The organism is Pelomonas margarita (genome assembly GCF_043555875.1).
Classification (GTDB): domain Bacteria; phylum Pseudomonadota; class Gammaproteobacteria; order Burkholderiales; family Burkholderiaceae_C; genus Pelomonas; species Pelomonas margarita.
On the sequence record NZ_JBIGHW010000002.1, the window covers coordinates 290,914 to 316,532 of the forward strand.

22 protein-coding genes are annotated in these 25,619 nt (G+C 70.6%); 16 read left to right on the forward strand and 6 right to left on the reverse strand.

Translation table 11 applies throughout. The annotated features are described in order from the left end of the window. The first annotated feature begins 38 nt into the window (after positions 1-38). From ACG0Z3_RS04885 to ACG0Z3_RS04895, 3 genes are all read left to right on the forward strand, one after another. Positions 39-2,000 carry a TonB-dependent receptor family protein gene (locus ACG0Z3_RS04885; RefSeq protein WP_394395823.1) on the forward strand — a complete coding sequence of 654 codons (1,962 nt, stop codon included), beginning with the start codon at positions 39-41 and terminating at the stop codon, positions 1,998-2,000. Positions 2,001-2,175: 175 nt separating this feature from the next. After that, positions 2,176-3,471 carry an AAA family ATPase gene (locus ACG0Z3_RS04890; RefSeq protein ID WP_394395825.1) on the forward strand — a complete coding sequence of 432 codons (1,296 nt, stop codon included), beginning with the start codon at positions 2,176-2,178 and terminating at the stop codon, positions 3,469-3,471. Further along, positions 3,468-4,046 carry a hypothetical protein gene (locus tag ACG0Z3_RS04895; protein WP_394395826.1) on the forward strand — a complete coding sequence of 193 codons (579 nt, stop codon included), beginning with the start codon at positions 3,468-3,470 and terminating at the stop codon, positions 4,044-4,046. Before ACG0Z3_RS04890 ends, ACG0Z3_RS04895 begins: the two co-directional genes overlap by 4 nt. A gap of 597 nt (positions 4,047-4,643) precedes the next feature. Here ACG0Z3_RS04895 and ACG0Z3_RS04900 read toward each other — a convergent pair. Genes ACG0Z3_RS04900 through ACG0Z3_RS04915 form a run of 4 tightly spaced genes read right to left on the reverse strand, consistent with a single transcriptional unit; the run spans position 4,644 to position 10,232 of the window. Beyond that, complete coding sequence (locus ACG0Z3_RS04900; RefSeq protein WP_394395827.1) at positions 4,644-5,996, reverse strand: DUF3526 domain-containing protein; 1,353 nt, start codon at positions 5,994-5,996, stop codon at positions 4,644-4,646. Further along, positions 5,993-7,420 carry an ABC transporter permease gene (locus ACG0Z3_RS04905; RefSeq protein ID WP_394395828.1) on the reverse strand — a complete coding sequence of 476 codons (1,428 nt, stop codon included), beginning with the start codon at positions 7,418-7,420 and terminating at the stop codon, positions 5,993-5,995. The genes ACG0Z3_RS04900 and ACG0Z3_RS04905 overlap by 4 nt, the downstream gene beginning before the upstream one ends. Beyond that, positions 7,417-8,139 carry an ABC transporter ATP-binding protein gene (locus tag ACG0Z3_RS04910; protein WP_394395830.1) on the reverse strand — a complete coding sequence of 241 codons (723 nt, stop codon included), beginning with the start codon at positions 8,137-8,139 and terminating at the stop codon, positions 7,417-7,419. Before ACG0Z3_RS04910 ends, ACG0Z3_RS04905 begins: the two co-directional genes overlap by 4 nt. Before the next feature lie 2 nt (positions 8,140-8,141). Continuing rightward, entirely contained in the window at positions 8,142-10,232 is a 2,091-nt protein-coding gene (locus ACG0Z3_RS04915; protein ID WP_394395831.1) for a TonB-dependent siderophore receptor, read from the reverse strand. An 81-nt stretch (positions 10,233-10,313) separates the two neighbouring features. On the opposite strand from ACG0Z3_RS04915, the gene ACG0Z3_RS04920 reads away from it, so the two are divergent. The 3 genes from ACG0Z3_RS04920 to ACG0Z3_RS04930 all read left to right on the forward strand — a co-directional run bounded on the left by ACG0Z3_RS04920 (position 10,314) and on the right by ACG0Z3_RS04930 (position 12,549). After that, entirely contained in the window at positions 10,314-10,781 is a 468-nt protein-coding gene (locus ACG0Z3_RS04920) for a Fur family transcriptional regulator (protein ID WP_394395833.1), read from the forward strand. Between the two features lie 76 nt (positions 10,782-10,857). Next, positions 10,858-11,361: a YgjV family protein gene (locus ACG0Z3_RS04925; protein ID WP_394395834.1), complete on the forward strand. Its 504-nt coding sequence runs from the start codon at positions 10,858-10,860 to the stop codon at positions 11,359-11,361. Between the two features lie 45 nt (positions 11,362-11,406). Next, positions 11,407-12,549: a GGDEF domain-containing protein gene (locus ACG0Z3_RS04930; RefSeq protein ID WP_394395835.1), complete on the forward strand. Its 1,143-nt coding sequence runs from the start codon at positions 11,407-11,409 to the stop codon at positions 12,547-12,549. Positions 12,550-12,564: 15 nt separating this feature from the next. Here ACG0Z3_RS04930 and ACG0Z3_RS04935 read toward each other — a convergent pair whose 3' ends face one another. Continuing rightward, on the reverse strand, positions 12,565-13,014 hold the full coding sequence (locus ACG0Z3_RS04935) for a hypothetical protein (RefSeq protein WP_394395836.1): 450 nt from the start codon (positions 13,012-13,014) through the stop codon (positions 12,565-12,567). Between the two features lie 11 nt (positions 13,015-13,025). Then, positions 13,026-13,958, reverse strand: a complete 933-nt coding sequence (locus ACG0Z3_RS04940) for an MBL fold metallo-hydrolase (protein WP_394395837.1) — start codon at positions 13,956-13,958, stop codon at positions 13,026-13,028. Positions 13,959-14,220: 262 nt separating this feature from the next. Here ACG0Z3_RS04940 and ACG0Z3_RS04945 point away from each other — a divergent pair, with 262 nt between their 5' ends. The 10 genes from ACG0Z3_RS04945 (at position 14,221) to ACG0Z3_RS04990 (ending at position 25,613) form a co-directional block, all read left to right on the forward strand. Then, positions 14,221-16,419 carry a TonB-dependent receptor gene (locus ACG0Z3_RS04945; RefSeq protein WP_394395839.1) on the forward strand — a complete coding sequence of 733 codons (2,199 nt, stop codon included), beginning with the start codon at positions 14,221-14,223 and terminating at the stop codon, positions 16,417-16,419. A gap of 92 nt (positions 16,420-16,511) precedes the next feature. Next, complete coding sequence (locus ACG0Z3_RS04950; RefSeq protein WP_394395841.1) at positions 16,512-18,035, forward strand: sigma-54 interaction domain-containing protein; 1,524 nt, start codon at positions 16,512-16,514, stop codon at positions 18,033-18,035. 159 nt (positions 18,036-18,194) lie between these two features. Continuing rightward, the gene (locus ACG0Z3_RS04955) at positions 18,195-19,394 is read left to right on the forward strand and encodes a substrate-binding domain-containing protein (RefSeq protein WP_394395843.1); all 1,200 of its coding nucleotides are present in this window, start codon (positions 18,195-18,197) and stop codon (positions 19,392-19,394) included. Between the two features lie 19 nt (positions 19,395-19,413). Further along, positions 19,414-20,157, forward strand: a complete 744-nt coding sequence (locus ACG0Z3_RS04960) for an ABC transporter ATP-binding protein (RefSeq protein WP_394395846.1) — start codon at positions 19,414-19,416, stop codon at positions 20,155-20,157. After that, positions 20,154-20,894 (forward strand): ABC transporter ATP-binding protein, encoded by a 741-nt coding sequence (locus tag ACG0Z3_RS04965; RefSeq protein WP_394395848.1) that lies wholly within the window; start codon positions 20,154-20,156, stop codon positions 20,892-20,894. Before ACG0Z3_RS04960 ends, ACG0Z3_RS04965 begins: the two co-directional genes overlap by 4 nt. A 100-nt stretch (positions 20,895-20,994) precedes the next feature. Continuing rightward, a complete protein-coding gene (locus ACG0Z3_RS04970; RefSeq protein ID WP_394395851.1) occupies positions 20,995-21,969 on the forward strand; it encodes a branched-chain amino acid ABC transporter permease in 975 nt (324 codons plus the stop codon). Then, positions 21,969-23,045: a branched-chain amino acid ABC transporter permease gene (locus tag ACG0Z3_RS04975; protein ID WP_394395853.1), complete on the forward strand. Its 1,077-nt coding sequence runs from the start codon at positions 21,969-21,971 to the stop codon at positions 23,043-23,045. Before ACG0Z3_RS04970 ends, ACG0Z3_RS04975 begins: the two co-directional genes overlap by 1 nt. Positions 23,046-23,047: 2 nt before the next feature. Then, positions 23,048-23,902, forward strand: a complete 855-nt coding sequence (locus tag ACG0Z3_RS04980) for an alpha/beta fold hydrolase (protein ID WP_394395855.1) — start codon at positions 23,048-23,050, stop codon at positions 23,900-23,902. Between the two features lie 65 nt (positions 23,903-23,967). Further along, positions 23,968-24,738, forward strand: coding sequence for an ABC transporter ATP-binding protein (locus ACG0Z3_RS04985; protein ID WP_394395857.1), 771 nt, complete (start codon positions 23,968-23,970; stop codon positions 24,736-24,738). 161 nt (positions 24,739-24,899) lie between these two features. Then, positions 24,900-25,613 (forward strand): ABC transporter ATP-binding protein, encoded by a 714-nt coding sequence (locus ACG0Z3_RS04990; RefSeq protein ID WP_394395858.1) that lies wholly within the window; start codon positions 24,900-24,902, stop codon positions 25,611-25,613. Positions 25,614-25,619 lie beyond the last annotated feature (6 nt).

Here is a 25,619-nt window from a genome sequence, read left to right on the forward strand (position 1 = left end):
GGGCTTTGCCACCAACCCGCAGCGACGCAAGACCCCCCATGAGCCTCATCGCTGCTAGCGCACTGGCCATTCAACTCGACACCCTCGTGCTGCACGGCCGCGCGGCGGCGCCCGTGCTGGCGCTGGAGCGTGTGGACGCCGTCACGCTGGCCCGTGACGCCGACGCTCAGGACCCGGCCCAGGCGCTCGCGCGCACGCTGGCGCGCGTGCCCGGCGTCTATGCCGCCAACCGCGGCAACGATGCGCAGGACCTGCAGCTGTCCAGCCGCGGCTATGGCGCGCGGGCCAGCTTCGGCGTGCGCGGCCTGCGGCTCGTCGCCGACGGCATTCCCGCCAGCACCCCCGACGGCCAGGGCCAGTTGGGCCACTGGCTGATCGCCGACGCGGCCGCGATGGAGGTGCTGCGCGGCCCGTTCTCGGCGCTGTACGGCAGCGCCAGCGGCGGCGTCATCGCGCTGCAAAGCCGCTGGCCCGCGGCCGAGCGCACGCTAGCCGCGCTGGCGCTGGGCAGCTTCGGCTTGCGTCAGGCCAGCATGAGCCTGGACCGCCTGCCCGGCGCTGACCAGGCCCTGAGCCTGACTGCCCAGCTCACGCAGCGCGACGGCTGGCGCGCCCACAGCGCCAGCGAGCGCCGCCTGGCCCAGGCGCGCTGGCAGTTGCGCGCGCCGGGCCAGCAGTTCCTGGCCGTGCTGCAGCTGCAAAGCCAGCCCGCCGACGACCCGCTGGGCCTGACGGCCGAGCAGTTCGCGGCCGACCCGCGCCAGACCGCATCGCAGGCCACGGCCTTCAACACCCGCAAGACCGCCGAGCAGCAACAGCTGGGCCTGCGCTGGCAGCGCGAGGTGGACGAGCGCCTGCGCCTGCAGGTGGCTGGCTGGTGGGGACACCGCGCAGTGGACCAGTGGCAATCCATCCCGCTGAACGTGCAAAACGCGCCCACGCACCCCGGCGGCGTCATCGCGCTGCGGCGCGGCTTTGGTGGCCTGGACGCGCGGCTGAACTGGGCGCTGCTGGCCGACCACGAGCTCACGCTGGGCTGGGCCGTGGAGGCCCAGCGCGACGCACGGCGCGGCTACCTCAGCAACGCAGGCGTCACCGGGGCACTCAAGCGCGACGAGACCAACCACGCGCTGTCCAGCGAGCCCTATGCGCAGTGGCGCTGGACGCCCACACACGACTGGGAGCTGCTGGCCGGCCTGCGTGCCAGCGCGCTGCGCATGGACAGCGAGGACCGCTTCCTGGCCAATGGCGACGACAGCGGCGCGCGGCGCTTTCGCGGCGTGCAGCCGGTGGCCGGCCTGGCCTGGCGGCCCAGCGAGGGCCAGGTCTTGCGCCTGGCGCTGGGCCGCGCTGCCGAGTCGCCCACGCTGACCGAGCTGGCCTACCGCAGCAGCGGCAGCGGCTTCAACACCGAGCTGCGCGCGCAGCGCAGCCAGCAGGCCGAGCTGGGCTGGGAGTGGCGCGCGGGCGCCCGCCGCATCGCGCTGAGCGCCTTCCAGGCCCGCACGCGCGACGAGATCAGCGTGCTGCAGAGCAACGGCGGCCGCACCGTGTTCACAAACGCCGCGCAGACGCGCCGCAGCGGCCTGGAGGCCGCCGCCACGCTGCCGCTGGCGCGCGACTGGGCGCTGGACCTCGCCGCCACGCAACTCCACACCCGCGTGCTGGCCACCGGCCGGCCGCTGCCGGGCGTGCCGGCCCGCCACGGCCAGGCCGAGCTGCGCTGGGCCCGCGCCGGCTGGGACGCCGCGCTGTCACTGCAGGGCCGCGCCCGCCTGCCGGCCGACGACGCGGGCACGGCGGCAGCGGCCGGGGGCGGGCTGTGGGGCCTCACGCTGGGCGGCCCGCTGGCGCCCGAGTGGCGCTGGCGCCTGCGCGCCGACAACCTGCTGAACCGCGCGACGGCCGCCAGCGTCATCGTCAACGAGGCCAACCGCCGCTTCTTCGAGCCGGCCGCGCCGCGTGGCTGGAGCGTGTCTTTGAGTTGGCTGCCGCGCTGAGCGCCGTTGCGGCCAGAGCGCGTGGTCGACGATGCCAGGTGCGGCACAGGAAACGACCGCAGGCAGCTTGATCAGCTCATGCGGCACGCATCCAACGCCCATGGTGCTGCACCGCGCCTTCAGTGGCCAGCTGAGGGCCTGAAAATGCGCTCAACCCTGCACGACACTTCACCTCATGCTGAACCATCTGCACCTGAGCAATGTTGGCCTGGCGCCTGACCTGCGCATCAACTGGGCGCCGCGCATCAATCTAGTCACGGGCGACAATGGGCTGGGTAAGAGTTTTCTGCTGGACTTGGCCTGGTGGGCACTGACCCGTACCTGGGCGGGGGCCGTTGCCTTGCCTGCCACTTCGGCCAAGAAGCCCACACTGGGCTACGGCGTTCAGGGCGCTGGCAGCAAGGCAACCAAGGTGGAGTCGGAATTTCGCCGTGCAGATGCCTCGTGGCCTCTGCCAGCGGGCAAGCCGCCCATGCCCGGCATCGTCATCTACATCCGCATTGACGGTGGCTTTTCCGTCTGGGATCCGGCGCGCAACTACTGGCGCACAGACCCGGGCCGCCCCTCTGCGTATCACTTCCAGGCGCCGCAAGTGTGGGACGGACTGGATCTGAACGGCCAGCGCGTTTGCGAAGGGCTGGAGCGCGACTGGGTGAACTGGCAGCAAGGCCAGAAGCCCCAGTTTGCAGCGCTTGAGAGCGTGCTGCGAGCGTTGTCGCCTCCAGGTGAGCCCCTGCGTGCTGGCGGCGCACAGCGGGTGTTCATTGGCGAAGGGCGTGACCGGCCAACGCTGCTGGTCGGTGGCCAGACGGTGCCGGTGGCGTTGGCGTCTGCCGGCGTGCGCCGGGTACTGGCGCTGGCCTACTTTCTGGTGTGGGCCTGGCACGAGCACCGCGAGGCTGCACGGCTGCTGGGCAAGCAGCCCGAAGAACGCCTCGTGCTGCTGTTCGACGAGCCCGAAACCCATTTGCACCCCCGCTGGCAGCGAGTGATCTTGCCCAGCCTATTGGCAGCCATTGACAGCTTGCGCGGCGACCAGAGCCGGGCGCCACAGTTGCTGGTGGCCAGCCATTCGCCGCTGGTGGCCGCGTCGCTGGAGCCCTTGTTTGACAGCGCGCAGGATGATCTGATGCACCTGGGTGTGCACAGCGGGCAGGTGCTCGTGCGTCAGGGCCTTTGGGCCAAGCAGGGTGATGCGACCAACTGGCTGGTATCAGACATCTTCGGGCTGGAGCAAGCGCGCTCACTGGACGCCGAGCGGGCTATCGAGGCCGCCGAGGCCTTCATGCGAGGCGACAAGCCCTTGCCCAAGGGGCTGGACAGCAAAGCCGCCATCAACAGGCAGTTGCAGCGCCTGCTGGCGGCCGAAGACGACTTCTGGCCACGCTGGTTGGTGGAGACCGGCGCCTTGCCCAGCGTCGGCTCCAGCAGCCCACCCAAGGCCAAGCCGGCGCGAAAGGCACGCCAATGATTGCGGTCAAGCAGGTGCGCACGCCACTCGATTTTGACGCAAAGGTGAAGACCCCTGGCAACGCTTGGCTGGCGGCTAATCCCAGCACACCACGCCCGCCAGCACTGTGGGCGCCCTTCACGGAAGCGCTGGCCAGCGGCTTTGAAGAGCGCTGCGGTTATGGTGCGATGTTCGTGCCGGCCGACGGTACGGTGGACCATTTCCTCAGCGTCAAACACCACCGCGCGCTGAGCTACGAGTGGGGCAACTACCGCTATGTATCGGCCGCCATCAACGCATCCAAGAAGAACGCCGACGACACGGTCTTGGACCCTTACGAAGTGGGCGACGGCTGGTTCGAAATCATCCTGCCATCGCTGCAGTTGTGTACGACCGACCGGGTGCCCCAGGCCGCGCGTGCCAAAGCTGAATTCACCTTGACCCGGCTGAAGCTGCGCGACGGCGAGAAAGTCATCCGACAGCGGCGAGCTTGGTACCGGCTGTACCTGGACGGCAAGTTGACGCTGGACGGGCTGGCTCAGGTTGCTCCGCTGATTGCGGTTGCGGTGCGGCGGCAGACGGGGGCCGTGCCGTAACCAAGCACGCGTCAAGACTGTCGCCGCCTGGCCTCGGCGCTGAGGCCGTTCAGCGCGTCCTCCCTCCGCCAGGTTGATCAGAAACCTCGGACGCCGCCGATGGGCTGCCCGGTGAACCCCGCGGCGGCGGCGGAGCCCCCCCTCTGCGTCTGGCCCGGCCGGCTGCAGCTGAATGCCGGCGCGCGCGAGGCGACGTTCCGGCTGGACGTGAAGACTGGCGGCAGGCCGCTGCCCGTCACCGAGGGCGACGGCCACCCGGCCGTGTGGCTGGCGCCGGGCACGCATGTCGTCGAAGGGCGCATCGCCTGGGCGCAGACGCCCGATGGCGACGGCCGGCTGTGGCTGCGCTCGGTGGCCAGCCCGGCCGAGGCGAGCGACAGCGTCACCGTGCAGACCGAGCGCCTCGTCGACGACGACCTGCCGCTGACCGTGACGACCGCCTACGAGCTGCGCGTGGCCGGCCGCTCGCGTGCCGTCGAGCTGCCCGCCGCACTGCTGCCGGGCCTTCGCGCCATGCAGCTGGACAGCCCGCTGCCCGCCTGGCCAAGGACGGCCGCCTCGTCATGCAAGCGCCCAGCAAGTGCTGAGCGGCACCAGTCACCGCACGCGGCCGGCCGCCCGCGCGCCGGCCAGCAGCAAGGCGCCGCCCAGCGCCGCCAGGGCCAGCAACGACCCCACCGGCCCCTGCGGCCGGGCCGGCGGCGGCGCATAACGCGGCAGGCGGGCGAAGTCGTCCATGCCGTAGCGCCGCTCGTCGAACAGGTAGGGGTAGTGGTGCTCACGCAGCCGGGTGTGGAAGGCGGTGATGGCGTCCTGGTAGGCCAGCTGGGCGCCCAGGTCGGTGCCAGCGATGCGGTGCAGCACGGCCTGCAGGCCCACGCCGGGCAAGGCCACGCCCAGACCGTCGGTCGCGCGCTGGCGCGCCATCAGGGCCTCGCGGTAGGCGGCCACCTGCGGGGCCACGGCCTCGTCGCCCAGCTGCTGGAAGGCGTAGTACCACTTCCAGTGGAAGCCGGCCGGCAGTGGCGCGGTGTGCTGCCACTGCGGGTGGCTGCGGAAGAAGCGCGCCAGCGTGGCCTCGCGCGACAGGTCCCACGCGCCGTGCACGGCCTCGCGCTGGGCCAGCATCAGCGCCACGCCCTGGCCGACCGGCACGCTGCGCGCCAGCACTGCGTGGCCCAGCGTGGGCAGCACCAGCGTCAGGCCAACCCAGGCGCCCATCAGCACCAGCGCATGGGCCACCGAGCCGGCGTCGCGCGCGCCCACCCACAGTGCCAGCCCGATCCAGCAGGCGGCATAGGCCAGCACCGCCACGGCTACCAGGCCCAGGTGGCCCGCCGGCATGCCGCTGACGATGGCGCCCGCTGCCGCCGGCAGCAGCAGCGCCGCCGTGGCCAGCCCGGCGCGCAGCACAGCGCGGCGCAGCCACAGGCCACGCCCGGCGCCGGGCAGCGCGCGCAGCAGCGCCAAGCGGCCGGACTGGCGCTCGCTGCTGACCAGGTCGTGCAGCAGCACGATGAGGAACAGCGGCAGCAGGTAGACGGCCACGAAGGCGAAGTCGAAGCGCCCGGCCAGCGCCAGCTCGGGGTTGAAGGTCTCGCCCTCGTGCAACTGCGACTGCAGCGCCAGCGCCCGCACGCGCAGCACATACGGCGTGGCATCGCGCAGGCCCAGGGCCAGGTAGGCCGCCGGTGAGGGCGGGTCCCAGGTGGTCAGGAAGGCGTAATAGGCCACCGTGCCGGCGTCGCCGTAGCGGGTCAGGCGCGGCGCCTGCGCGGCCAGCTCCTGGTGCTGCAGCTCGGCCACGCGGGCGATGGTGTCGTGCTGGCGTTGCACCTCGCGCAGGCCCAACCCAACGGCCACGCTGGACAGCACCGCCAGCAGCAGCAGGGCAGCCACGGCGCCGCGTGCGCGCAGCAGCAGCCGCCACTCGTGTCGCCACGCACTCATGGCCGGCCTCCGCCGAGGCGGCGCGTGGCCAGCGCCAGCGCGCCGCCCAGCAGCAGCAGCCAGCCGGCCAGCACACCGGCCAGGGGCAGCGTGCGACGCAGCGCGTCGGCCGGCGGCTCGGGCGTGAAGCGGAACTCGGCCAGGCCCTGCCAGTGCTCGCGGCCGATGCGGCTCTCGCGGCTGTTGCGGTCGGTGGCCCAGCTCAGGCGCTCGGCCTGCATGCGATTGAGCGCCTGCACCAGCGCGTAGCGGTGCGCCTCGGCCTGGGCCATGAAGCGGCTGTAGGCCAGCAGGTCGGTGCCGGCCGCGCCCATGGACAGGCGGCGCAGCGCGATGGCCGGGCTGAGCAGCGCGAAGCCGCCCAGGCGGGCCAGCTGCGCCTGCTGCAGCGCCAAACCGTCGCGCGCATGGCGCGCGAACAGCGCGCTGGTCAGGCGTTCGCCCTCCTGGCCCACCAGGCCCTTGTAGTTGACCGGCAGGTCTTCCACTCGCGACACGCCGTACTGCGCCAGCACGCGCTGGCGGAAGGCGCTGAAGTAGGGGTCGTCGGGGTTGTGGCTGTCGCCCAGCGCGGCCAGCTCGCGGGCCACGGCGATGTCGGTCTCCAGCCGCGTGGGCAGGGCCAGCGTGGCGGTGACGAGCTCTGGCGCCAGGCGCGGCAGCAGCACCACGCACACGGCCCAGGCGGCCAGCAGGGCCAGCAGCGCATCGCGCCCGCGCCGCGCCAGCGTGGACGCCAGCACCACGCCCAGCACCCACAGCCCCAGCCAGGCTGCGTGCGCCAGCCCCAGAGCCAGCGCAGCCCCGGCGCTGGCGGGCGCAGCAACGGCGATGGCCGTCAGCGCCACGGCCGCCGGCAGCAGCATGAGCCCGGCCACGGCCAGCAGCGCCAGCCCCTTGCCGGCCACCAGCGCACGGGGCGGCAGGCCCTGGGCCAGCAGCACGCGCAGCGTGCCGCGCTCGCGTTCGCGCGCAACGGCCGCATGGCCGATGAACACCAGCAACAGCGGCGCCAGCACCTGCAGCACGAAGGCCGGCGTGAGCTGGCCGAAGCGCAGCAGCAGCGACGACTGGCGCACATCGCCGAAGTTGGCGCTGTTCTGGCGGTGGCCTTCCAGGAACAGCGTGTTGCCGGTGTAAGGGTCGATGCCGGCGTCGAAGGCGGCCAGCGGGTTCAGCGGCCGGAACACGAAATGCCCGTAGTGCACCATGCGGTGCGGGTGGCGGTCGGGCTGGGTCTCGAATGCATGGTCCACCTGAGCCTGGTGGCGCGCGCGCTCGGCGGTGGCGGCCTGGCGCTGCTCCCAGGCGGTGAAGGCGGCGATGGCGCTGAGCACCAGCAGCAGCGCCAGCGCCGGCAGGGCCACGCGGTCGCGCCGCAGCAGCCGCCATTCCTCCCGGGCCACGCGCAACGCGGCGTTCATGGCTGCACCCCGGCGGCGTAGTGCCGGTGCAGCGCGCGCACGTCGAAGCGCTCCGGCCCGGTGGCGTTCGCTTCCTCCACCAGCCGGCCGTCGCGCAGGAAGCCGATGCGGTCGGCCACGTCGGCCGCGCCCAGCAGGTCATGCGTGACCATCAGCACCGCCACGCCACGCGCCCGCACCAGGCCCAGCAGCCGGCCGAACTCGGCACTGGCCTGCGGGTCCAAGCCCGAGGTGGGCTCGTCCAGCAGCAGCGCGGGCACATGGCGCGCCAGGGCCAGTGCGATCGCCACCTTCTGCCGCATGCCCTTGGAGAAGCCGGCCACGCGGCGGTCGTGTGCCGATGCGTCCAGCCCGGCGGCGGCCAGCGCCTCGCGGATGGCGGCGTCGCTGGCGGGCTGGCCAGCCAGGTCCAGCAGGTAGGCCAGGTTCTCGCAGGCGCTCAGCGCCTCGTACAGCGCCACGTTCTCGGGGATGTAGGCGATCTGGCGGCGCGCGGCCGTGGCGGCGGTGGCCGGGTCGGCCCCGCCCACGTGCACCCGGCCGCTGCGGGCCGGCACGAAGCCCAGCAGCAGGTTGATGGTGGTGGTCTTGCCGGCGCCGTTGGCGCCCAGCAGCGCATAGATTTCGCCGGGCGCGACCTGCAGGGTCAGGCCTTGCAGCACGTCACGGCCGCCGTAGCCGGCGACGGCCTCCACGATGTCGAGTACCGGGTTCGTCATGATCAGAACTTCGCTTGCAGACCGGCCGTGACCGTGCGCGGCGCGCCGGGCGTGACCCACACGCGGCTGTAGGAGCTGGTGTAGTGGGTGCGGTCGAACAGGTTGTCCACGTCCAGCGTGGCGCGCAGCGCCGGGCTGAGGCGCCAGTGGGCAACCAGCTTGGCGGTGGTGTATGCCGGCAGCTCGAAGCTAGTGCCCGTCTGGCCCAGCCGCGCGCCGACATGCGTGACGCCGCCGCCCAGGCCGTAGCGCGGGCCCTCGTACACGGCCAGCAGGCTGCCGTTGACCTTGGGCACGTTCAGCAGCCGCGTGCCGGCGACCAGCGTGGTGTCACGGCGTACCTGCACGTCGTTCAGCACCAGGCTGGCGTTGACGCGCCAGTGCGTGCTGAGCTGTCCGGCCAGGTCCAGCTCAAGGCCACGGCTGCCCACCTCGCCGGCGGCGATGGAGAAGCCCGCATTGGCGGGGTCGGCGGTCAGCACATGGCGCTTGCGGATGTCGAACAGCGCGGCGGTCAGCCCCAGGCGGCGGTCGGCCCGCTCCCACTTGGCGCCCAGCTCCAGCGCGCGGCCGCGCTCGGGCGCGAACGCGGTGCCGCCGACGTCGCTGCCGACGTTGGGCCGGAAGGACTGGCCGGCACTGGCGTACACCGTCCATTGCGGCGTGGGCAGCCAGCTCAGGCCCACGCGCGGCGAGGTGGCCGAGGGTGTCTGCTGCGTCGTGACGCCGCTGCGGCGGTTCAGCAGCGACTGGCGGTGGCGCTCCACACGCACGCCGGCCAGCAGCCGCCATTGCGGCGCCAGCGTGATGGCGTCCTGCGCGTAGACGGCCGTGCCGCGCTGGCGCTCCCGCGTGTCGGTGTTAGCGGCGGGCGTGGGCTGGGCCTGACCGTAGACGGGCTGGAAGATGTCGATCGCGTAGGGGCTGGCCGCCGTCGGGTTGACGCGCAGCATCAGCGAGTCCATGTCGAAGCGGAAGGTCTCGGCCCCCAGCAGCAGCTCGTGCACCACGCCGGCCGCCCGCACGCGGCCCTGCAGCTCGGCCTGCAACGCGACGTCGCCGGAGTCGTAGTCGCGCAAACGCCGCTGGCGCGTCAGCGTGTGGTCGGCGCGCAGCGCGGTGGGCTCGGTGGAGAAGCCGCTCAGCGCCGTGCCACGGGTGGACAGGCCCACGCGGCTGCGCCACGCGTCGCTCCAGTCGTGCGACAGCACGAGCTGGTGGCTGCGGTTGGCCACGGTCACGTCGCCATCGGCCGGCTCGCCGAGGAAGCGCTCGCGCGGGATGACGCCCAGCGTGCCATCCGTGGCGGCAACGACGCCGCGGTCCAGCGGCGTGCGGTGGCGCAGCAGCTCGGCGCGGTAGTCCAGCACCGTGTCGGCGCCCAGCTTCCAGCTGAAGGCAGGCGCCACCACTTCCCGGCGTGCATGGACGTGGTCGCGGAAGCTGTCGCGGTCCTCGACGGCGACGTTGAGCCGGTAGGACAGCGCCTCGTTCACCGGGCCGGTGCTGTCCAGCGCCACGCGCCGGAGGTCGAAGCTGCCGGCGTAGACCTCCAGCGCATGGCCGGCTTGCCACAGCGGGCGCTTGGACACGATGTTCAGCGTGCCGCCTGGCTCGCTGCTGCCGTACAGCGCCGCCGCCGGGCCCTTGAGGAACTCGATGCGCTCCACGCCAGCCAGATCGCGCGGAGCGTTGAAGCCGCGGTTGGCCGAGAAGCCGTTCAGCAGCGTGGCCATGCCGGTGTTCTCGTTACCGGCCAGGCCGCGCACCGCGATGTTGTCCCACAGGCCGCCGAAGTTGTTCTGGCGCGAGACGCCGCCCACGTAGTCCAGCACGTCGTCGAGCTTGGTGGCGCCGAGGTCGTCCAGCGCCTGGCGGGTCAGCACGCGTACCGATTGCGGCAGCTCGCGCAGGCGCAGCTCGGTCTTGGCGCCGCTGGCGTCGCCGGCCAGGTAGGCACCCGAGGCTGTGCGGCCCACCACCTCCACGGCGGGCAGCACGGCGCCGGGCTCGGCGGGCTGCTGCGCCTGCGCTGCCGAGGCCAGCACAGCCACGGCCAGAGGAATGAGACGGAGTGCGGGCAAACGGGTCACGGCGGTCGGACAGAAGGATGGCAACAGGTCCACATTCTAATGCGAATGCATTTGCATTAAAGCGGGCGCTAAGCTTGCGGCATGGAACGCAACACCCGCCAGCGCACGGCCATCCGCCAGGCCATCGCCGATGCCGCCCGCCCGCTGCTACCGCAGGAGATCCTGCAGGCGGCCGAGGCCGGCGCGCCGGGCCTGAGCATGGCGACGGTCTACCGCAACCTGCGCACGCTGGTGGACGAGGGCGAGCTGCGCTCGGTGTTGCTGCCGGGCGAGGTGGCGCGCTACGAGGTGGCCGGCGGCGGGCACCACCACCACTTCCAGTGCCTGAGTTGCCAGCGCGTGTTCGAGGTGGATGCCTGCCCGGGCGACCTGGCCTCGCTGGCCCCGGCCGGCTTCACGGTGGAAGACCACGACCTGACGCTATACGGCCGCTGCGCCGAGTGCGCCACACCGGCCCGCGGCCGCAAGCCGGCCAAGGCAGCCCCGGCGGCGCATTGCCACGCACACGACCACAGCCACACGCCCAAGCCGGCCCGCCGCACGCGCTGAGCCCAGTGCTGGGCGCCGGGGGCGACGGGACGCCGGACAATGCGCGCCCTCCTCCGCTGTCCCCGTTCCTGTCTGCATGCTGCCCACCGACTGGCTCTCCCCCGCCCAATGCTTCGGTTACCTCGCCTTCGTGCTGGGCGTGAGCTGCTTCCTGCAGACAGATGACCGGCGCTTCAAGTGGTTCATGGCGGGCGAGTGCCTGGCCTATGTCGTGCACTTCGCGCTGCTGGGTAACCCGACGGCGGTGGTGAGTTCGCTGATCTCGATGACGCGCTCGCTGCTGTCGCTGCGCACGCGCTCACCGTGGGTGGCCGTGGCGGTGGTGGCCGCCAACATCGGCTTCGGGCTGGCGATTGCCGAGAAGCCCAGCGACTGGCTGCCGCTGACGGCCTCCTGCCTGGGCACCATCGCCCTCTTCACGCTGCAGGGCGTGCCCATGCGGCTGCTGATGCTGTGCGGCACGGGCCTGTGGGTGGCCAACAACGTCATCGTCGGCTCCATCGGCGGCACGGCGCTGGAGATCGTCATTGCGGCGATCAACCTGACGACGATTGCACGCATGCTGCGCGCGCCCGGCTGAGCCGCTCGGGCTGGACAGCGGCGCGCCGTTGCCGATACTGGGCGCATGAGCGCTGCCCCGCTGCCCGCCACCCCTGCCACGCTGGCATTTGACGCACAGGCGCAGCAGAACGCCTTCGTGCAGTGCGTGATGGGCCTGCAGCGCACGCTGCGCACCACGCCGCTGGGCTGGGCGCTGGTGGCCTGGATCTGCTGGGGCCGCACGCCCCCCGCCGCGCTGCTGACATGGCTGGGCCTGGCGGCTGCCGGCTGGGCGGCCAGCATGCTGGTGCTGGCGCGCCTGCAGCGGGCCGGGCCGGACGTGCAGCACCACGGGCGCTGGCTGCTGGGCGTGGCCATCGCCGATGGCGCCTGGTGGGGCGCCGTGATGCCGCTGCTGAGCGGGGCCGACACGGCGCTCAACGCCATCCTGGCGGCGGTGCTGTGCGGGGCGATGGCGGTCAACGCGCCGGCATACGTGCCGCACATCCACGTCTTCCATGCCCTGTGCGCCGCGATGTGGCTGGTGGCGCTGCTCAGCCTGCCCGGCCACCCGGCCCCGGGCATGACGGACATCGTCATGGGGCTGGGCGTGTTCCTGGGCCTGCTGTGCTACGTCATGCGCGGCATTGCGCGACGCGTGGTGGAGGGGCTGCGACTGCAGCTGGCCAATGCCGCGCTGACCGCCCAGCTGAGCGAGGCGCTGGCGGCCGCATCGCAGCAAGCGGCCACGGACGGTCTCACCGGACTGCCCAACCGCCGCTCGCTGGACCAGCTGCTGGACACGCAGTTGGCCCTGGCACAGCGCGAGGGCCGGCCGTTCTCGGTGCTGATGCTGGATCTGGACCACTTCAAGGCCGTCAACGACACGCACGGCCACGCCGTGGGCGACGCCGTGCTGCGCGGCTTCGCGCAGCGCATCCAGACACAGCTGCGCCGCTCGGACGTCTGCGCCCGCTACGGCGGCGAGGAGTTCTGCGTCGTGCTGCCTGGCACGGCTGCGGCGCTGGCACTGGACGCGGGCGAGCGGCTGCGCCGAGCGGTGGCCGCGGCACCGCTGTCGGCGGACATCCGCGTCACGGTATCGGTGGGCGTGGCCACCTGGCAGGCGGGCGACGACGCCGCCGCGCTGCTGGCCCGGGCCGACGACGCGCTCTACACCGCCAAGCGCACCGGCCGCGACCGCGTCGTCGCGGCGCCGCCGGGCTGACGGCCCGTCAGGCCATCACTTGGCGGCCAGCGCCGCGTCCACCTTGGCGCGGTCCACACGGCGCTCGAAGCCGCCGACGGCAGCCGCCACCTCGGGGTTGCTCATCAGCTCCTGCATGGCCAGCGCACCCAGGGTCTGGAACGCGGCCACCATGCCGGCCTGGCCCTCAGCCTGCACGGCCTCGCGGGCCTGCACCTGGCAGCGCTCGGCCAGCAGCGCGGTGAAGAGCTTGGCGGCGGCTTCATCGGCGCCATCACGGGCGGGCTGATCAACGCGGGACAGGTCCTTGATCTCGGGATGCGTCGCCATCGCGATGAAGATCCAGCGCGCCAGATCCTTGCGGTCCTTACCGGTGGTGCTGTCGGCGAGGCAGGCGCCGAGCGCCTGGGCCTTGGGGCCGGCCTGGGCCGACAGCGGCAGCGCGGCCGCCAGGGCCATCAACAGGGTGGGAAACAGTCGTTGCATGGGCATGCGGTTCAGCGGTTGGCCGAGTAGTTGACGGGCAGCCAGTCGTAGCCCTTGCCGTCGGCGCGCAGGCGGCCGATGCCGGGGAAAGACACATGGGTGACGGCCACGTAGTAGCCGTCCCTGGCGGCCGCAGCATAGGCGGCCTCGCGGGCCGGGCGGGCGGTAGCGGGGTCGCTGTCGAACTGGATGGTCACCGACGGGTCGGGGAACTGCACCGCGGCAACGTGCATGAGGTCGCCCCAGAACATCATCTTCTGGCCCTGGCTCTCGGCCATGTAGTTGCTGTGGCCGGGCGTGTGGCCGTAGGCAGGGAAGGCCTTCACGCCGGGCACGATCTCCACGCCGTCCTTGCTGCCGTCAAACGGCTTGAAGCGGCCGGCGTCGGCAAAGGCCTTCACCAGCGCCGCGATGGCCTTGGCGCCGTCGCCGCCCTTGGCCAGCTGCTCGGCGGCCAGCCAGTGGTCACTGTCGCGCTTGTCGATGCGCAGCGTGGCGTTGGGGAAGGCGCTGGCTGACGCGCCGCCGATGTGGTCGCCATGCATGTGGGTGATGACGATCTCGTCCACCTGCGCAGGCGTGTAGCCGGCAGCCTGCAGGTTGGCCAGCACGCGGCCGGCGGTGGGGCCGAACAGGCCGGCCGTGCCGGTGTCCACGAGCACGACCTTGGCGCCCGTGTTGACGAGGTAGGCATTCACCGAGGTTTCCAGCGGCACGCCCAGGTAGGCGTGCTGCAGCGCGCGCAGCGTGTTGGCGGGCGGCTGCTGCAGCAGCTTGTCCACCGGCAGGTGCAGCACGCCGTCGGACAGCGCGGTGATCTCGAACGCGCCCAGCTGCACGCGGTACCAGCCGGGCGCCTGGCCCTTGAGTTGCGGGCCGGCGGCCAGGGCGGGAGCGCTGGCCAGGGCCAGGACGAGAGCGGCGGGAAGCAGGCGTTGGAACATGGCGAGTCTCCGGGCGGGCGGTGGGGAAGGCAGCGGCGCAGCATATCGGCGCCGGTGCGTCCGTGCTGAGGCAGGGCAACCGTCTGCCGGCTGGACAGGCGGGCGCCAGGCCGGTGGCTGGATTCCGGACACATCGGCCGCCGATACGCGCGAAATCACGGGTCAACCCGCAAGGGTTTGCGCGGGGTTTGCGCAGGCCTGGTGCGGGCACGGCTTTTGCGCAAAGGGGTGTGGCACCCAAAAACCCATCAGGAGACAAGCCATGCCCCGACGCCTACCGGCGCGCCTGCGCGTCCAGCGCCTGCAACTCGCCATCCTCACGACGCTGGGCGGCTGCATCGCCCTGCCGGCGGCCGCACAGACGGCCAGCCCCGAACCCAAGGCCACGCTGGAGACCGTCAAGGTGACAGCGCGCAAGCGCGAGGAATCGCTGCAGGACGTGCCAGTGGCCGTGACGGCGCTGACGGCCGAGCAGTTGGAGAAGCTGGCCATCAAGGACCTGAGCGACCTGCAGGGCCAGGTGCCCAATCTGACCATCTACGCCGCGCGCGGCAGCAACACCACCATCACCACCTTCATCCGCGGCGTGGGCCAGGCCGACCCGCTGTGGGGTGTGGATCCCGGCGTGGGCATCTACTTCGACGACGTCTACATCGCCCGCCCGCAGGGCGCGCTGCTGGATGTGTACGACGTGCAGCGCGTGGAGGTGCTGCGCGGCCCGCAGGGCACGCTGTACGGCAAGAACACCATCGGCGGCGCGGTGAAGTACGTCTCCAAGCCACTGCCGACGCAGACCGAAGGGCAGGTGACGCTGGCCATGGGCAACCACGGTCAGGTCACCGCCAAGGGCGGCGTGGGCACGGCGGTGGCCGACGGGCAGTTCCGCTTCCGTGTGGCCGCCGCCAGCCTGAACCGCGACGGCTACGGCAAGAACCTGACCGACGGCAGCGCCGTCAGCGACCAGAACACCACCAGCGGCCGCGTGTCGGCCGGCTGGTTCCCCACGGGCTCGTCGTTCAACGCCCAGGTGTCGGTGGACCGCACGCAGGACGCCTCGCACATGCGCGGCTTTCAGCGGCTGAACGTCAACCCCTTCGACCCCGCCAAGACGCCGGCCACCACCGGCCGCTACGACATTGCCACCGGCATGCCCAATGCCAACCGCACGACGAGCGAAGGCGAGTCGCTGACGCTGAACTGGGGCGTCAGCGACGCCTGGAGCCTGAAGTACATCCTGGCCCACCGCGCGTCTGACACCAACACCTCCATCGACTTCGACGGTCTGCCCAACAGAACAGCCGACGTGCGCGCCGAGTACCACGACAGCTCGCAAAGCCACGAGTTGCAGGCGGCCTACGAGGGGCAGAACAGCTCCGGCGTGATTGGCGCGTACTACTTCGACGGCCGCGCCGGCGGCACGGTGCGCAACAACTTCTTCAATGCGAGCTTCGGCACCACCAACGGCCTGGTCTACACGCAGGGCAAGGCGCTGTTCGGTGACTGGAGCTGGCGCATCACGCCGCAGTTCAGCGTCAGCACCGGGCTGCGCTACACCGACGAAACCAAGCGCGCCGTGGTGCTGAACCAGGCCTTCGCCAACGACCAGTTCAGCGGCACGCCGATTGCCGTGCCGGCCAACTTCGACAAGAGCCGCTCGGTGACCAACACCTCGCCGCGCCTGTCGCTGGAATACAAGGCCAGCAACGCGGTGAAGCTCTACACGACGGCCTCGCGCGGCTTCAAGAGCGGCGGCTACAACATCCGTGCCAACACGGTGGCCTTCCCGTCGTCCAGCAAGCCCTTCGAGGACGAGAAGCTCGACTCGCTGGAACTAGGCGCCAAGATGATCCTGGACGGAGGCCGACTGGAGCTGAACACCGCGGTCTTCCACAATAAGTACAAGAACGTGCAGCTCTCGGTGTTCACGAGCTACACGACCGCCACCGGTCAGCCCGGCTTCTTCGGTGACTTCACCAACGCCGGCCAGGCCACGGTCAACGGCGCCGAGGTGGAGTTCCTGTGGACGCCCACGAAGGCCTGGCGCCTCAGCGGCAACTTCGCCACGCTGGACGCCAAGTACGACGAGTACATCGACCGCAACGTCAACGTGGCGGACCAGAAGAAGTTCACCAACACGCCCAAGTTCCAGGCCAGCCTGACCCTGGAGCACAGCACGACGCTGCCCATCGGCACGCTGCGCTCGCGCCTGGGCCTGAGCCACCGCAGCAAGGTCTACCCCACGACCGACCTGTCGGAAGCCCTGGCGCAGGACGCCTACACGCTGGTGAACGCCGGCCTGATCTGGGAGAAGGACGCCAAGCTGAGCTTCTTCCTGCAGGGCAGCAACCTGACCGACAAGGCCTACAAGACCGACGGCTACAACATCGCCGCCTTGGGCGTGCTGAACGCCTACTACGGCCCGCCGCGCACGATCACGGTCGGCGGAACGCTGAAGTTCTGACCCCAGTGAAGCCACACGGCTTTGCGGGCGGCCCGGCGGGTCGCCCGTTGTCACTTCGGGAGGCCCTGCCGGCGCGGTACATTGCCCCGGCCATGCCGCTGTCCAAAAACCAGACACCCGCTGCGCTCGACATCCCGCAGGATGTCGACGGCCTGCTGCGTCTGGCCGCGCAGTCCATGTTCGACGTGCTGGCGCGGTCAACGGAAGGGATGATGGTCGTCGACCGGCATCACCGCGTCGTCTGGATCAGCGAGGGCTACAAGCGCTTCCTGCCGGCGCTGGGCTTCAACGACGAGCACGAGTTCGTCGGCAAGCGCGTGGAGGATGTCGTCCCCAACACGCAGATGCTGCAGGTGCTGGAAACCGGCAAGCCGGTGCTCGTCGACCTGCTGACCAACAAGGCCGGCACCTTCCTCGTCAGCCGGCTGCCGCTGCGCAACGACGCGGGTGAGGTCATCGGCGCTTTGGGCCTGGTGCTGCTGGATCACCCCGAGACGACGATGCAGCCGCTGATCCAGAAGTTCGCGCGGCTGCAGCAGGAGCTGGAGGACACGCGCCGCCAGCTCGCCGCGCAGCGCCGGCCCAAGTACACGATTGCCAGCTTCATCGGCGCCAGCCCCGCAGCCCTCGAAGTGAAGCGTCAGGCCCGCCGCGTGGCGCAGACGGACTCGACCGTGCTGCTGCTCGGCGAGACCGGCACGGGCAAGGAGCTGATGGCGCACGCCATCCATTCGGCATCGCGCCGCGCGCACCGGCCGCTGGTGAGCGTCAACATCGCTGCGGTGCCCGAAACGCTGCTGGAGGCCGAGTTCTTCGGCGTCGCCCCCGGCGCCTACACCGGCGCGGAGCGCAAGGGCCGCGACGGCAAGTTCAAGCTGGCCGACGGCGGCACGCTGTTCCTCGACGAGATCGGCGACATGCCACTGGCGCTGCAGAGCAAGCTGCTGCGCGTGCTGCAGGAGCAGGAGGTGGAGCCGCTGGGCAGCAACACCGTGATGCGTATCGACGTGCGCGTCATCGCCGCCACCAGCCGCGACCTGGCCGCCATGGTGGCCGCCGGCAGCTTCCGCGCCGACCTGTACTACCGCCTGAACGTGCTGCCCATCCGCGTGCCGGCGCTGCGCGAGCGGCTGGACGACATCGAGGCGCTGGCCGAAGCGCTGGGCGAAGACATCGCCCGCCGCAGCGGCATGCCGCAGAAGCTGCTGAGCCCCGACGCCATCGACTGGCTGATGCAGCAAGCCTGGCCCGGCAACATCCGCGAGCTGCGCAACACGCTGGAGCAGGTCAGCCTGATGAGCGACGACATGCAGCTGACGGCGGCGCACTTCCAGGGCGGGGCGGCGTTGCCGGCAACGACCGCTGCCGCTGCCGCGGCCGTGCCGGCGCCGGCCACAGCCCCGGCCAGCACACCAGCCATCTCGACGGCCCAGGCTGTCGCGCCGTTGCCCGAGCTGATCGAGGCGCTGGAGCGCGACGCCATCCGCCGCGCGCTCCAGGCCACCGGCGGCAACCGCATGGCGGCGGCTAGGCTGCTGCAGATTTCGCGGGCGTCGTTGTATGAGCGGCTGGCACGGTGGCCGGACCTAGAAGTCCAGGTTTCAGGCGGCGCCTGAAAGTCAGACACTCGCCGCATCCCTAACGGCCAAAAACCTCGGGACAACCCGCAGGAAAACCGCCCCCGGCGCCCCTTCCCCGCCGGGCACGGCCCTTGCAAAAAGGGAAGACACCGTCTGCCGACAGAGCAGACCGACGAACTTCAGGAGACAAAGCCCATGCGCCTCACCACGCGCCGCTTCGCCCTCGCGGCCGCCACCCTGGCCGCGGCCCTGCCCGGCCTGACGCTGGCCGCCGGCAACGAGATCCGCATCGCCCACGTCTACAGCAAGACCGGCCCGCTGGAGGCCTATGGCAAGCAGACGCAGATCGGCCTGATGATGGGCCTGCAATACGCTACCGGCGGCACCATGACCGTGGCCGGCAAGAAGCTCGTCGTCATCGAGAAGGACGACCAGGGCAAGCCCGACGTGGGCAAGAGCCTGCTGGCCGCGGCCTACGGCGACGACAAGGCCGACATCGCCGTCGGGCCGTCGTCCAGCGGCGTCGCGCTGGCCATGCTGCCGGTGGCTGAGGAGTACAAAAAGATCCTGCTGGTGGAGCCGGCGGTCGCCGACTCCATCACCGGCGACAAGTGGAACAAGTACATCTTCCGCACGGGCCGCAACTCCTCGCAGGACGCCATCGGCAACGCCGTGGCCTCCGACATCGCCGGCCTGAACATCGGCGTGCTGGCGCAAGACTACGCTTTCGGCCGTGACGCCGTGAAGGCCTACAAGGAAGCGCTGAAGAAGGCCAAGATCGTCCACGAGGAATACCTGCCCACGGCGACGACCGACTTCACCGCCGGCATCCAGCGCTTGGTCGATGCGCTGAAGGACAAGCCGGGCCCCAAAGTCATCGCCGTCGTGTGGGCGGGCGCCTCCACGCCCTTCGGCGCGCTGGCCGCGCTGGACCTGCAGAAGCGCTACGGCATCGCCGTGGGCTCGGGCGGCAACATCTTGCCGGCCATGGCCGCCTACAAGCAGTTCCCCGGCATGGAGGGCGCGACCTACTACTACTTCGGTATCCCGAAGAACCCGGTCAACGAGTGGCTGGTGGCCAACCACTACAAGCAGTTCAAGGCGCCGCCGGACTTCTTCACGGCCGGCGGCATGAGCGCTGGCATCGCCATCGTCGAGGCGCTCAAGAAGACGGCCGGCGACACGACGACCAACAAGCTCATCAAGACCATGGAGGGCATGAGCTTCGAGACGCCCAAGGGAAAGATGACCTTCCGCGCCGAAGACCACCAGGCAATGCAGTCGATGTACCACTTCCGCATCAAGGTGGACCCGGCCTTCCCGTGGGGAGTGCCGGAGCTGGTGCGGGAGATCAAGCCGGAAGAGATGGCCGTGCCCATCCGCAACAAGCGCTGATCTGAGCGGACGGCGGCCCGTGCTCGAAACCAAGAACCTCACCATCCGCTTCGGCGGCCATGTGGCCGTCGATGGCGTGAGCTGTGCCTTCCAGCCGGGCACGCTGACCGCCATCGTCGGCCCCAATGGCGCGGGCAAAACGACCTACTTCAACCTCATCTCCGGCCAGTTGCCGGCGAGCAGCGGCGAGGTGTGGCTGGACGGCGAGAACCTGACCAAGCTGCCCGCGCCCGTCCGCACGCGGCGTGGGCTCGGGCGGGCCTTCCAGCTGACGCAGCTGTTCGCGCACCTCACGGTGCTGGAGAACGTGCGCCTGGCCGTGCAGGCGCGGCGCGGCCTGGGGCTAAAGCTGTTGTCGGTGTGGCTGTCGCACAAGGCGCTGATCACGGAAGCCGAGGCCATCCTGCAACGCGTGCGGCTGGCCCACCGCGCCACCGACGCGGCCGCCAGCCTGCCGCATGGCGACCAGCGCAAGCTGGAAGTGGCCATGCTGATCGCGCTGGACCCCAAGGTCTATCTCTTCGACGAACCGACGGCCGGCATGAGCGTGGACGAAGTTCCCGTGGTGCTGGACCTGATCCGCGCGCTGAAGGCGGAGAAGCGCCACACGCTACTGCTGGTGGAGCACAAGATGGACGTGGTGCGCGAGCTGGCCGACCGCATCATCGTGCTGCACCAGGGCAAGCTGGTGGCCGATGGCGACCCGGCGACGGTGATCGCCTCGCCCATCGTGCAAGAAGCTTACCTGGGGGTGGCGGCATGAGCGCGCCGTTGCTATCGCTGAAGGGCGTCCACACCCACGTCGGCGCCTACCACCTGCTGCACGGCGTGGATCTCGACGTGCCGGCCGGCCAGGTGACCATGCTGCTGGGCCGCAATGGCGCCGGCAAGACGAGCACGCTGCGCACGCTGATGGGCTTGTGGACGGCGAGCACCGGCACGGTGACGTTCAAGGGCGAGGACATCACGAAGCTCGCCACACCCGACATCGCGTCGCGCGGCATCGCCTACGTGCCCGAGACCATGGGCATCTTCGGCGAGCTGACCGTGGCGGAGAACCTGCTGCTGGCGGCCCGCTCGGCCAAGCGCCTTGGTGAGCTGGATGCGAAGCGGCTGGACTGGCTATTCGGCCTGTTCCCCGCGCTGAAGACCTTCTGGCAGCACCCGGCGGGCAAGTTGAGTGGTGGGCAGAAGCAGATGGTGGCGATCGCCCGCGCGCTGATCGAGCCGCGCGAGCTGCTGGTCATCGACGAGCCGAGCAAGGGCCTGGCGCCGGCCATCGTCGAGAACCTGATCGCGGCGCTGCGCGAGCTGAAGAAGACGTCGCAGACGACGGTGTTGCTGGTGGAGCAGAACTTCCGGGTCGCCGCTGAGCTGGGCGATTCGGTCGCCGTCATGGATGACGGGCGGATCGTGCACAGCGGGGCGATGGCCGAGTTGATTGCGGATGCGGAGTTGCAGCAGCGGCTGCTTGGGTTGTCGTTGGGGGCGCATCAATGAGGTTGATCTTGCGCCCCTCGCTACCCCTGGTTGCTGGCCAATGTGGTGCCGGGCGCGCATCCCGGCACGGCACTCGCCACCACCCAGAAGTAGCGAGCAAATGAAACTCGACCCCAAACCCCTGGCACTGCTCGCAGCCATCATGCTGCTCGCCCTGCCCCTCACCGGCAGCCCCAGCACCTGGCTCAACCTGACGCTGGCCGGCATTGCCATGGGCCTCATCATCTTCGTCATCGCCTCCGGCCTGACGCTGGTGTTCGGCCTCATGGACGTCCTCAACTTCGGCCACGGCGTGTTCATCGCGCTCGGCGCCTTCATGGCCACGACGGTGCTGGCGGCGATGGCGCCGTGGGCATCCAGCCAAGACGTCCTCGCCAACCTGGCAGCACTCGCAACAGCGTGCCTGGCCGGCATGGCCATCGCCGCCACCGTGGGCCTGGTGTTCGAGCGCGTGCTGGTGCGCCCCGTCTACGGCCAGCACCTGAAGCAGATCCTCATCACCATGGGCGGCATGATCATCGGCGAGGAGCTGATCAAGGCCAGCTGGGGCGCGCAGCTCATTCCACTGCCCATGCCCGAGGCATTGCGCGGCATCTTCCTGATGGGCGACGTGGCGGTGGAGAAGTTCCGCGTGCTGGCCATGCTGATCGGCATTGCGGTGCTCATCGGCCTGCTGCTCGTGCTGAACCGAACCAAGCTCGGCCTGCTGATCCGGGCCGGCGTGCAAGACCGCGAGATGGTCGAGGCGCTGGGCTACCGCATCCGCCGGCTGTTCGTCGGCGTGTTCGTCGCCGGCGCCGCGCTGGCCGGCCTGGGCGGCGTTCTGTGGGGCCTGGTGCAGCAGGGCGTGGAGCCGCAGATCGGCGCCAAGGTCAACCTGCTGCTGTTCATCGTCATCATCATCGGCGGCCTGGGCTCCACGCTGGGCTGCCTGGTGGGCGCGCTGCTGGTGGGCCTGGTGGCCAATTACGTGGGCTTCCTCGCGCCCAAGGCCGCGCTGTTCTGCAACATCGGGCTGATGGTCGCCATCCTGATGTGGCGCCCGCAGGGCCTCTACCCCGTCGGAGCCAAGTGATGCTGCGAGCGCTGCTTTCCCACGACCTGCCGCGCAGCCGCCTCCTGGCCGGCCTGCTCGCCGCCTGCTTCGTCGGCCTGCTCGGGGCACCCTTCATCTTCCCTGGCACACAGGCGCTGAACGTCGCGGCCAAGGTGCTGGTGTTCATCCTGCTCGTAGCCAGCTACGACCTGCTGCTGGGCTACACCGGCATCGTCAGCTTCGCGCACACGATGTTCGTCGGCATCGGCGCCTACGGCATCGCCATCGCCTCCACACGGCTGGGGCCGGACTGGACGTCGATGGCCATCGGCTTCGCCGCCGCGCTTGCACTGAGCGCTGTGCTGGCGCTGGCCATGGGCCTGGCCAGCCTGCGCGTGAAGGCCATCTTCTTCGCCATGATCACGCTGGCCGTGGCCTCGGCCTTCATGACGCTGTGCTCCCAACTCAGTGACATCACCGGCGGCGAGGACGGGCTGAACTTCCAGCTGCCGTCAGCACTGCGCCCGTCCACCGAGTTCATGGAGGAGCCGCTGCTGGGCGTCATGCTGGACGGCCGGCTGCTGACCTACTACCTGCTCTTCGCCGCCGTCACGGTGCTGATCCTGCTGCTGCTGCGCGTCGTCAACTCGCCCTTCGGCCGCGTGCTGCAGGCCATCCGCGAGAACGAGTTCCGCGCCGAGGCGATCGGCTACCGGCCCGTCGTCTACCGCACCGGCGCCAATGTCATCGCCGCGCTGCTGGCCTGCTGCGGCGGCGCGCTGCTGGCACTGTGGCTGCGCTACACCGGCCCCGAGACGGCGATGAGCATGGAGATCATGCTGGACCTGCTGCTCATCGTCGTCATCGGCGGCATGGGCACGGTGTACGGCGCCGTCATCGGCAGCGTGCTGTTCATCGTCGCGCAGAACTACCTGCAGGCGCTGCTGAAGGGCGCCGGCTCGCTGGTGGAGGGCGTGCCGGTGCTGAGCACGCTGGTGTCGCCCGATCGCTGGCTGCTGTGGCTGGGCGTGCTGTTCGTGCTGGCGGTCTACCACTTCCCCGGCGGCATCGTCGGGCGGCTGCGGCTGGCCGCATGGGCGCGAGGGAGGAAGTAAACATGAGATCGCACTACCTCAGCTGCCTGGGCCGCGAGCTGCACGTCACGACCTGGGGTGACCCGGGGCTGCCGGCCGTCATCGCCTGGCACGGCCTTGCCCGCAGCGGCCGCGACTTCGACGACTTCGCCGACGCGCTGAGCGCGCGCTGGCACGTCGTCTGCCCCGACACGCTGGGCCGTGGCCTGTCGCAATGGGCGGTGGACCCGGCCCGCGAGTACTGCCTGGCCTTCTACGTCGAGCAGGCCGAGGCGCTGCTGGACGCGTTGGGCCTGCACAAGGCGCACTGGGTGGGCACGTCCATGGGCGGTGCCATCGGCACGCTGGCCGCCGCCACGCGGCTGCGAGGGCGCATCCGGCGCCTGGTGCTCAACGACAACGGCCCCGAACTCGCCACGCCCGCGCTGGCGCGCATCCAAGCCTATGCGGGCCAGCCGCCGGCCTTTGCCACCGTCAGCGCACTGGAGCGTTACTTCCGCGAGATCTACGCCGGCTTCGGCGCGCTGACCGACGCCCAGTGGCGCCACCTGACCGAGACCTCGCTGCGCCGCCTGCCCGACGGCCGCGTGACGCCGCACTACGACCCGGCACTGGCGCTGCAGTTCCAGCACCACCCGGATGACTATGCCCTGTGGCCCGCGTGGGACCAGCTGGACCTGCCCGTGCTGTGCCTGCGCGGCGAGGACTCCACGCTGCTGACCGCCGAGACCGCCCAGGCCATGCGCGAGCGCGGCCCGCGCGCGGCGGTGGCCACCATCGCCGGCTGCGGCCATGCGCCGGCGCTGAACACGCCCGAGCAGATCGGCCTGGTGGAGCGCTTCCTTGCTGCCGCCGAGGTGACAGGCCCGGGGGGGTGAATGCCCCGAGCCCGCAGCCTGCCCACAAGCCCTAGAGTCAGCCGCAACGCTTCAGCCCCCCATCCATGAGCGACACCATCCTGGAGACGAGCGACCTCACGAAGGAGTTCAAGGGTTTCACCGCCGTGGACGCCGTGAACCTGCGGGTGCAGCGAGGTCACATCCACGCCTTGCTGGGCCCCAACGGGGCGGGCAAGACCACCTGCTTCAACCTGCTCACCAAGTTCCTCACGCCCACGCGCGGCCGCATCGTGTTCGCGGGGCATGACATCACCGGCGAGAGCTCCGCGCAGATCGCCCGCCGCGGCGTGATCCGCAGCTTCCAGATCTCGGCGGTGTTCCCACACCTCACGGTGCTGGAGAACGTGCGCATCGGCCTGCAGCGCTTCACCGGCACGAGCTTTCATTTCTGGAAGGGCCTGACGGGCCTGAAGACGCTGGACGCCAAGGTGCTGGCGCTGCTGGAGCTCGTCGACCTGCGCGACATGGCGCAGCTGAAGGCCGCCGACCTGCCCTATGGCCGCAAGCGCGCGCTGGAGATCGCGACAACCATGGCCATGGAGCCGCAGCTGATGCTGCTGGACGAGCCCACGCAGGGCATGGGCCACGAGGACGTGGACCGCGTGACGGCGCTCATCAAGCGCGTGGCCGAAGGGCGCACGGTGTTGATGGTGGAACACAACATGAAGGTGGTGGCCAGCATCGCGGACCGCATCACGGTGCTGGCGCGCGGTGCTGTGCTGGCCGAGGGTGACTACGCGACGGTGTCCAAGCATCCAGCGGTGCTGGAGGCCTACATGGGGACCGAGGCAACCGAGTTGGTGGGGGCGCATTGATGCGGGGCGTTGTCGGTTGCTTTGCGGAGCATGCGCCTGCACGCCGTGCTCATCACAACAGCCCCGTAGGGCGGGTCGGGACCCGCCGGCACCTTTGCCACTCGGCTCAATGGCGGGTCACGACCCGCCCTACCCAACTTCGCCGAGCAAGCTGACACAGCATGGCCACCCCAGCTCTAGAGATCACCCACCTCCACGCCTGGTACGGCGAAAGCCACATCCTGCATGGCATCAACCTGAGCGTGCAGCCCGGCCAGGTCGTCACGCTGCTCGGCCGCAACGGCGCCGGCCGCACGACCACGCTGCGCGCCATCCTCGGCCTGACCGGCGCGCGCAAGGGCTCCATCAAGATCCACGGCCAGGAGGCCATCGGTCTGCCCACCCACCGCATCGCGCAGCTGGGCATCGGCTACTGCCCCGAGGAACGCGGCATCTTCGCGTCGCTCACCGCCGAGGAGAACCTGCGCCTGCCACCGCCGCTGAAGTCCCAGCGCGGCAAGGTGATGTCCGAGGCAGAGATCTACGCCATGTTCCCCAACCTCGCCGAGCGCCGCCACAGCCCCGGCACGCGGCTGTCGGGCGGCGAGCAGCAGATGCTGGCTGTGGCCCGCATCCTGCGCACCGGCGCCGACATCCTGCTGCTGGACGAGATCAGCGAAGGCCTCGCGCCCGTCATCGTCCAGGCCCTGGCGCGCATGATCCGCGCGCTCAAGGCCCAGGGCTTCACCATCGTCATGGTGGAGCAGAACTTCCGCTTCGCCGCCCCGCTGGCGGACCACTTCGTCGTCATCGAGCACGGCGAGGTCGTGCTGTCCTTTCCCGCTGCCGAGCTGGCCGCCCACCAGGCCCAGCTCGACGAGCTGCTCAGCGTTTGATCACAC

What these genes read in the sequence shown, in the direction of transcription:
- ACG0Z3_RS04965 (WP_394395848.1), top strand. Translation starts at nt 20,154, where the DNA reads ATGAGCGCGCCGTTGCTATCGCTGAAGGGCGTCCACACCCACGTCGGC.
- ACG0Z3_RS04940 (WP_394395837.1), bottom strand. Translation starts at nt 13,958, where the DNA reads ATGTTCCAACGCCTGCTTCCCGCCGCTCTCGTCCTGGCCCTGGCCAGC.
- ACG0Z3_RS04910 (WP_394395830.1), bottom strand. Translation starts at nt 8,139, where the DNA reads ATGACGAACCCGGTACTCGACATCGTGGAGGCCGTCGCCGGCTACGGC.
- ACG0Z3_RS04900 (WP_394395827.1), bottom strand. Translation starts at nt 5,996, where the DNA reads ATGAGTGCGTGGCGACACGAGTGGCGGCTGCTGCTGCGCGCACGCGGC.
- ACG0Z3_RS04930 (WP_394395835.1), top strand. Translation starts at nt 11,407, where the DNA reads ATGAGCGCTGCCCCGCTGCCCGCCACCCCTGCCACGCTGGCATTTGAC.
- ACG0Z3_RS04935 (WP_394395836.1), bottom strand. Translation starts at nt 13,014, where the DNA reads ATGCAACGACTGTTTCCCACCCTGTTGATGGCCCTGGCGGCCGCGCTG.
- ACG0Z3_RS04885 (WP_394395823.1), top strand. Translation starts at nt 39, where the DNA reads ATGAGCCTCATCGCTGCTAGCGCACTGGCCATTCAACTCGACACCCTC.
- ACG0Z3_RS04980 (WP_394395855.1), top strand. Translation starts at nt 23,048, where the DNA reads ATGAGATCGCACTACCTCAGCTGCCTGGGCCGCGAGCTGCACGTCACG.
- ACG0Z3_RS04925 (WP_394395834.1), top strand. Translation starts at nt 10,858, where the DNA reads ATGCTGCCCACCGACTGGCTCTCCCCCGCCCAATGCTTCGGTTACCTC.
- ACG0Z3_RS04955 (WP_394395843.1), top strand. Translation starts at nt 18,195, where the DNA reads ATGCGCCTCACCACGCGCCGCTTCGCCCTCGCGGCCGCCACCCTGGCC.
- ACG0Z3_RS04905 (WP_394395828.1), bottom strand. Translation starts at nt 7,420, where the DNA reads ATGAACGCCGCGTTGCGCGTGGCCCGGGAGGAATGGCGGCTGCTGCGG.
- ACG0Z3_RS04945 (WP_394395839.1), top strand. Translation starts at nt 14,221, where the DNA reads ATGCCCCGACGCCTACCGGCGCGCCTGCGCGTCCAGCGCCTGCAACTC.
- ACG0Z3_RS04990 (WP_394395858.1), top strand. Translation starts at nt 24,900, where the DNA reads ATGGCCACCCCAGCTCTAGAGATCACCCACCTCCACGCCTGGTACGGC.
- ACG0Z3_RS04985 (WP_394395857.1), top strand. Translation starts at nt 23,968, where the DNA reads ATGAGCGACACCATCCTGGAGACGAGCGACCTCACGAAGGAGTTCAAG.
- ACG0Z3_RS04920 (WP_394395833.1), top strand. Translation starts at nt 10,314, where the DNA reads ATGGAACGCAACACCCGCCAGCGCACGGCCATCCGCCAGGCCATCGCC.
- ACG0Z3_RS04970 (WP_394395851.1), top strand. Translation starts at nt 20,995, where the DNA reads ATGAAACTCGACCCCAAACCCCTGGCACTGCTCGCAGCCATCATGCTG.
- ACG0Z3_RS04950 (WP_394395841.1), top strand. Translation starts at nt 16,512, where the DNA reads ATGCCGCTGTCCAAAAACCAGACACCCGCTGCGCTCGACATCCCGCAG.
- ACG0Z3_RS04975 (WP_394395853.1), top strand. Translation starts at nt 21,969, where the DNA reads ATGCTGCGAGCGCTGCTTTCCCACGACCTGCCGCGCAGCCGCCTCCTG.
- ACG0Z3_RS04895 (WP_394395826.1), top strand. Translation starts at nt 3,468, where the DNA reads ATGATTGCGGTCAAGCAGGTGCGCACGCCACTCGATTTTGACGCAAAG.
- ACG0Z3_RS04890 (WP_394395825.1), top strand. Translation starts at nt 2,176, where the DNA reads ATGCTGAACCATCTGCACCTGAGCAATGTTGGCCTGGCGCCTGACCTG.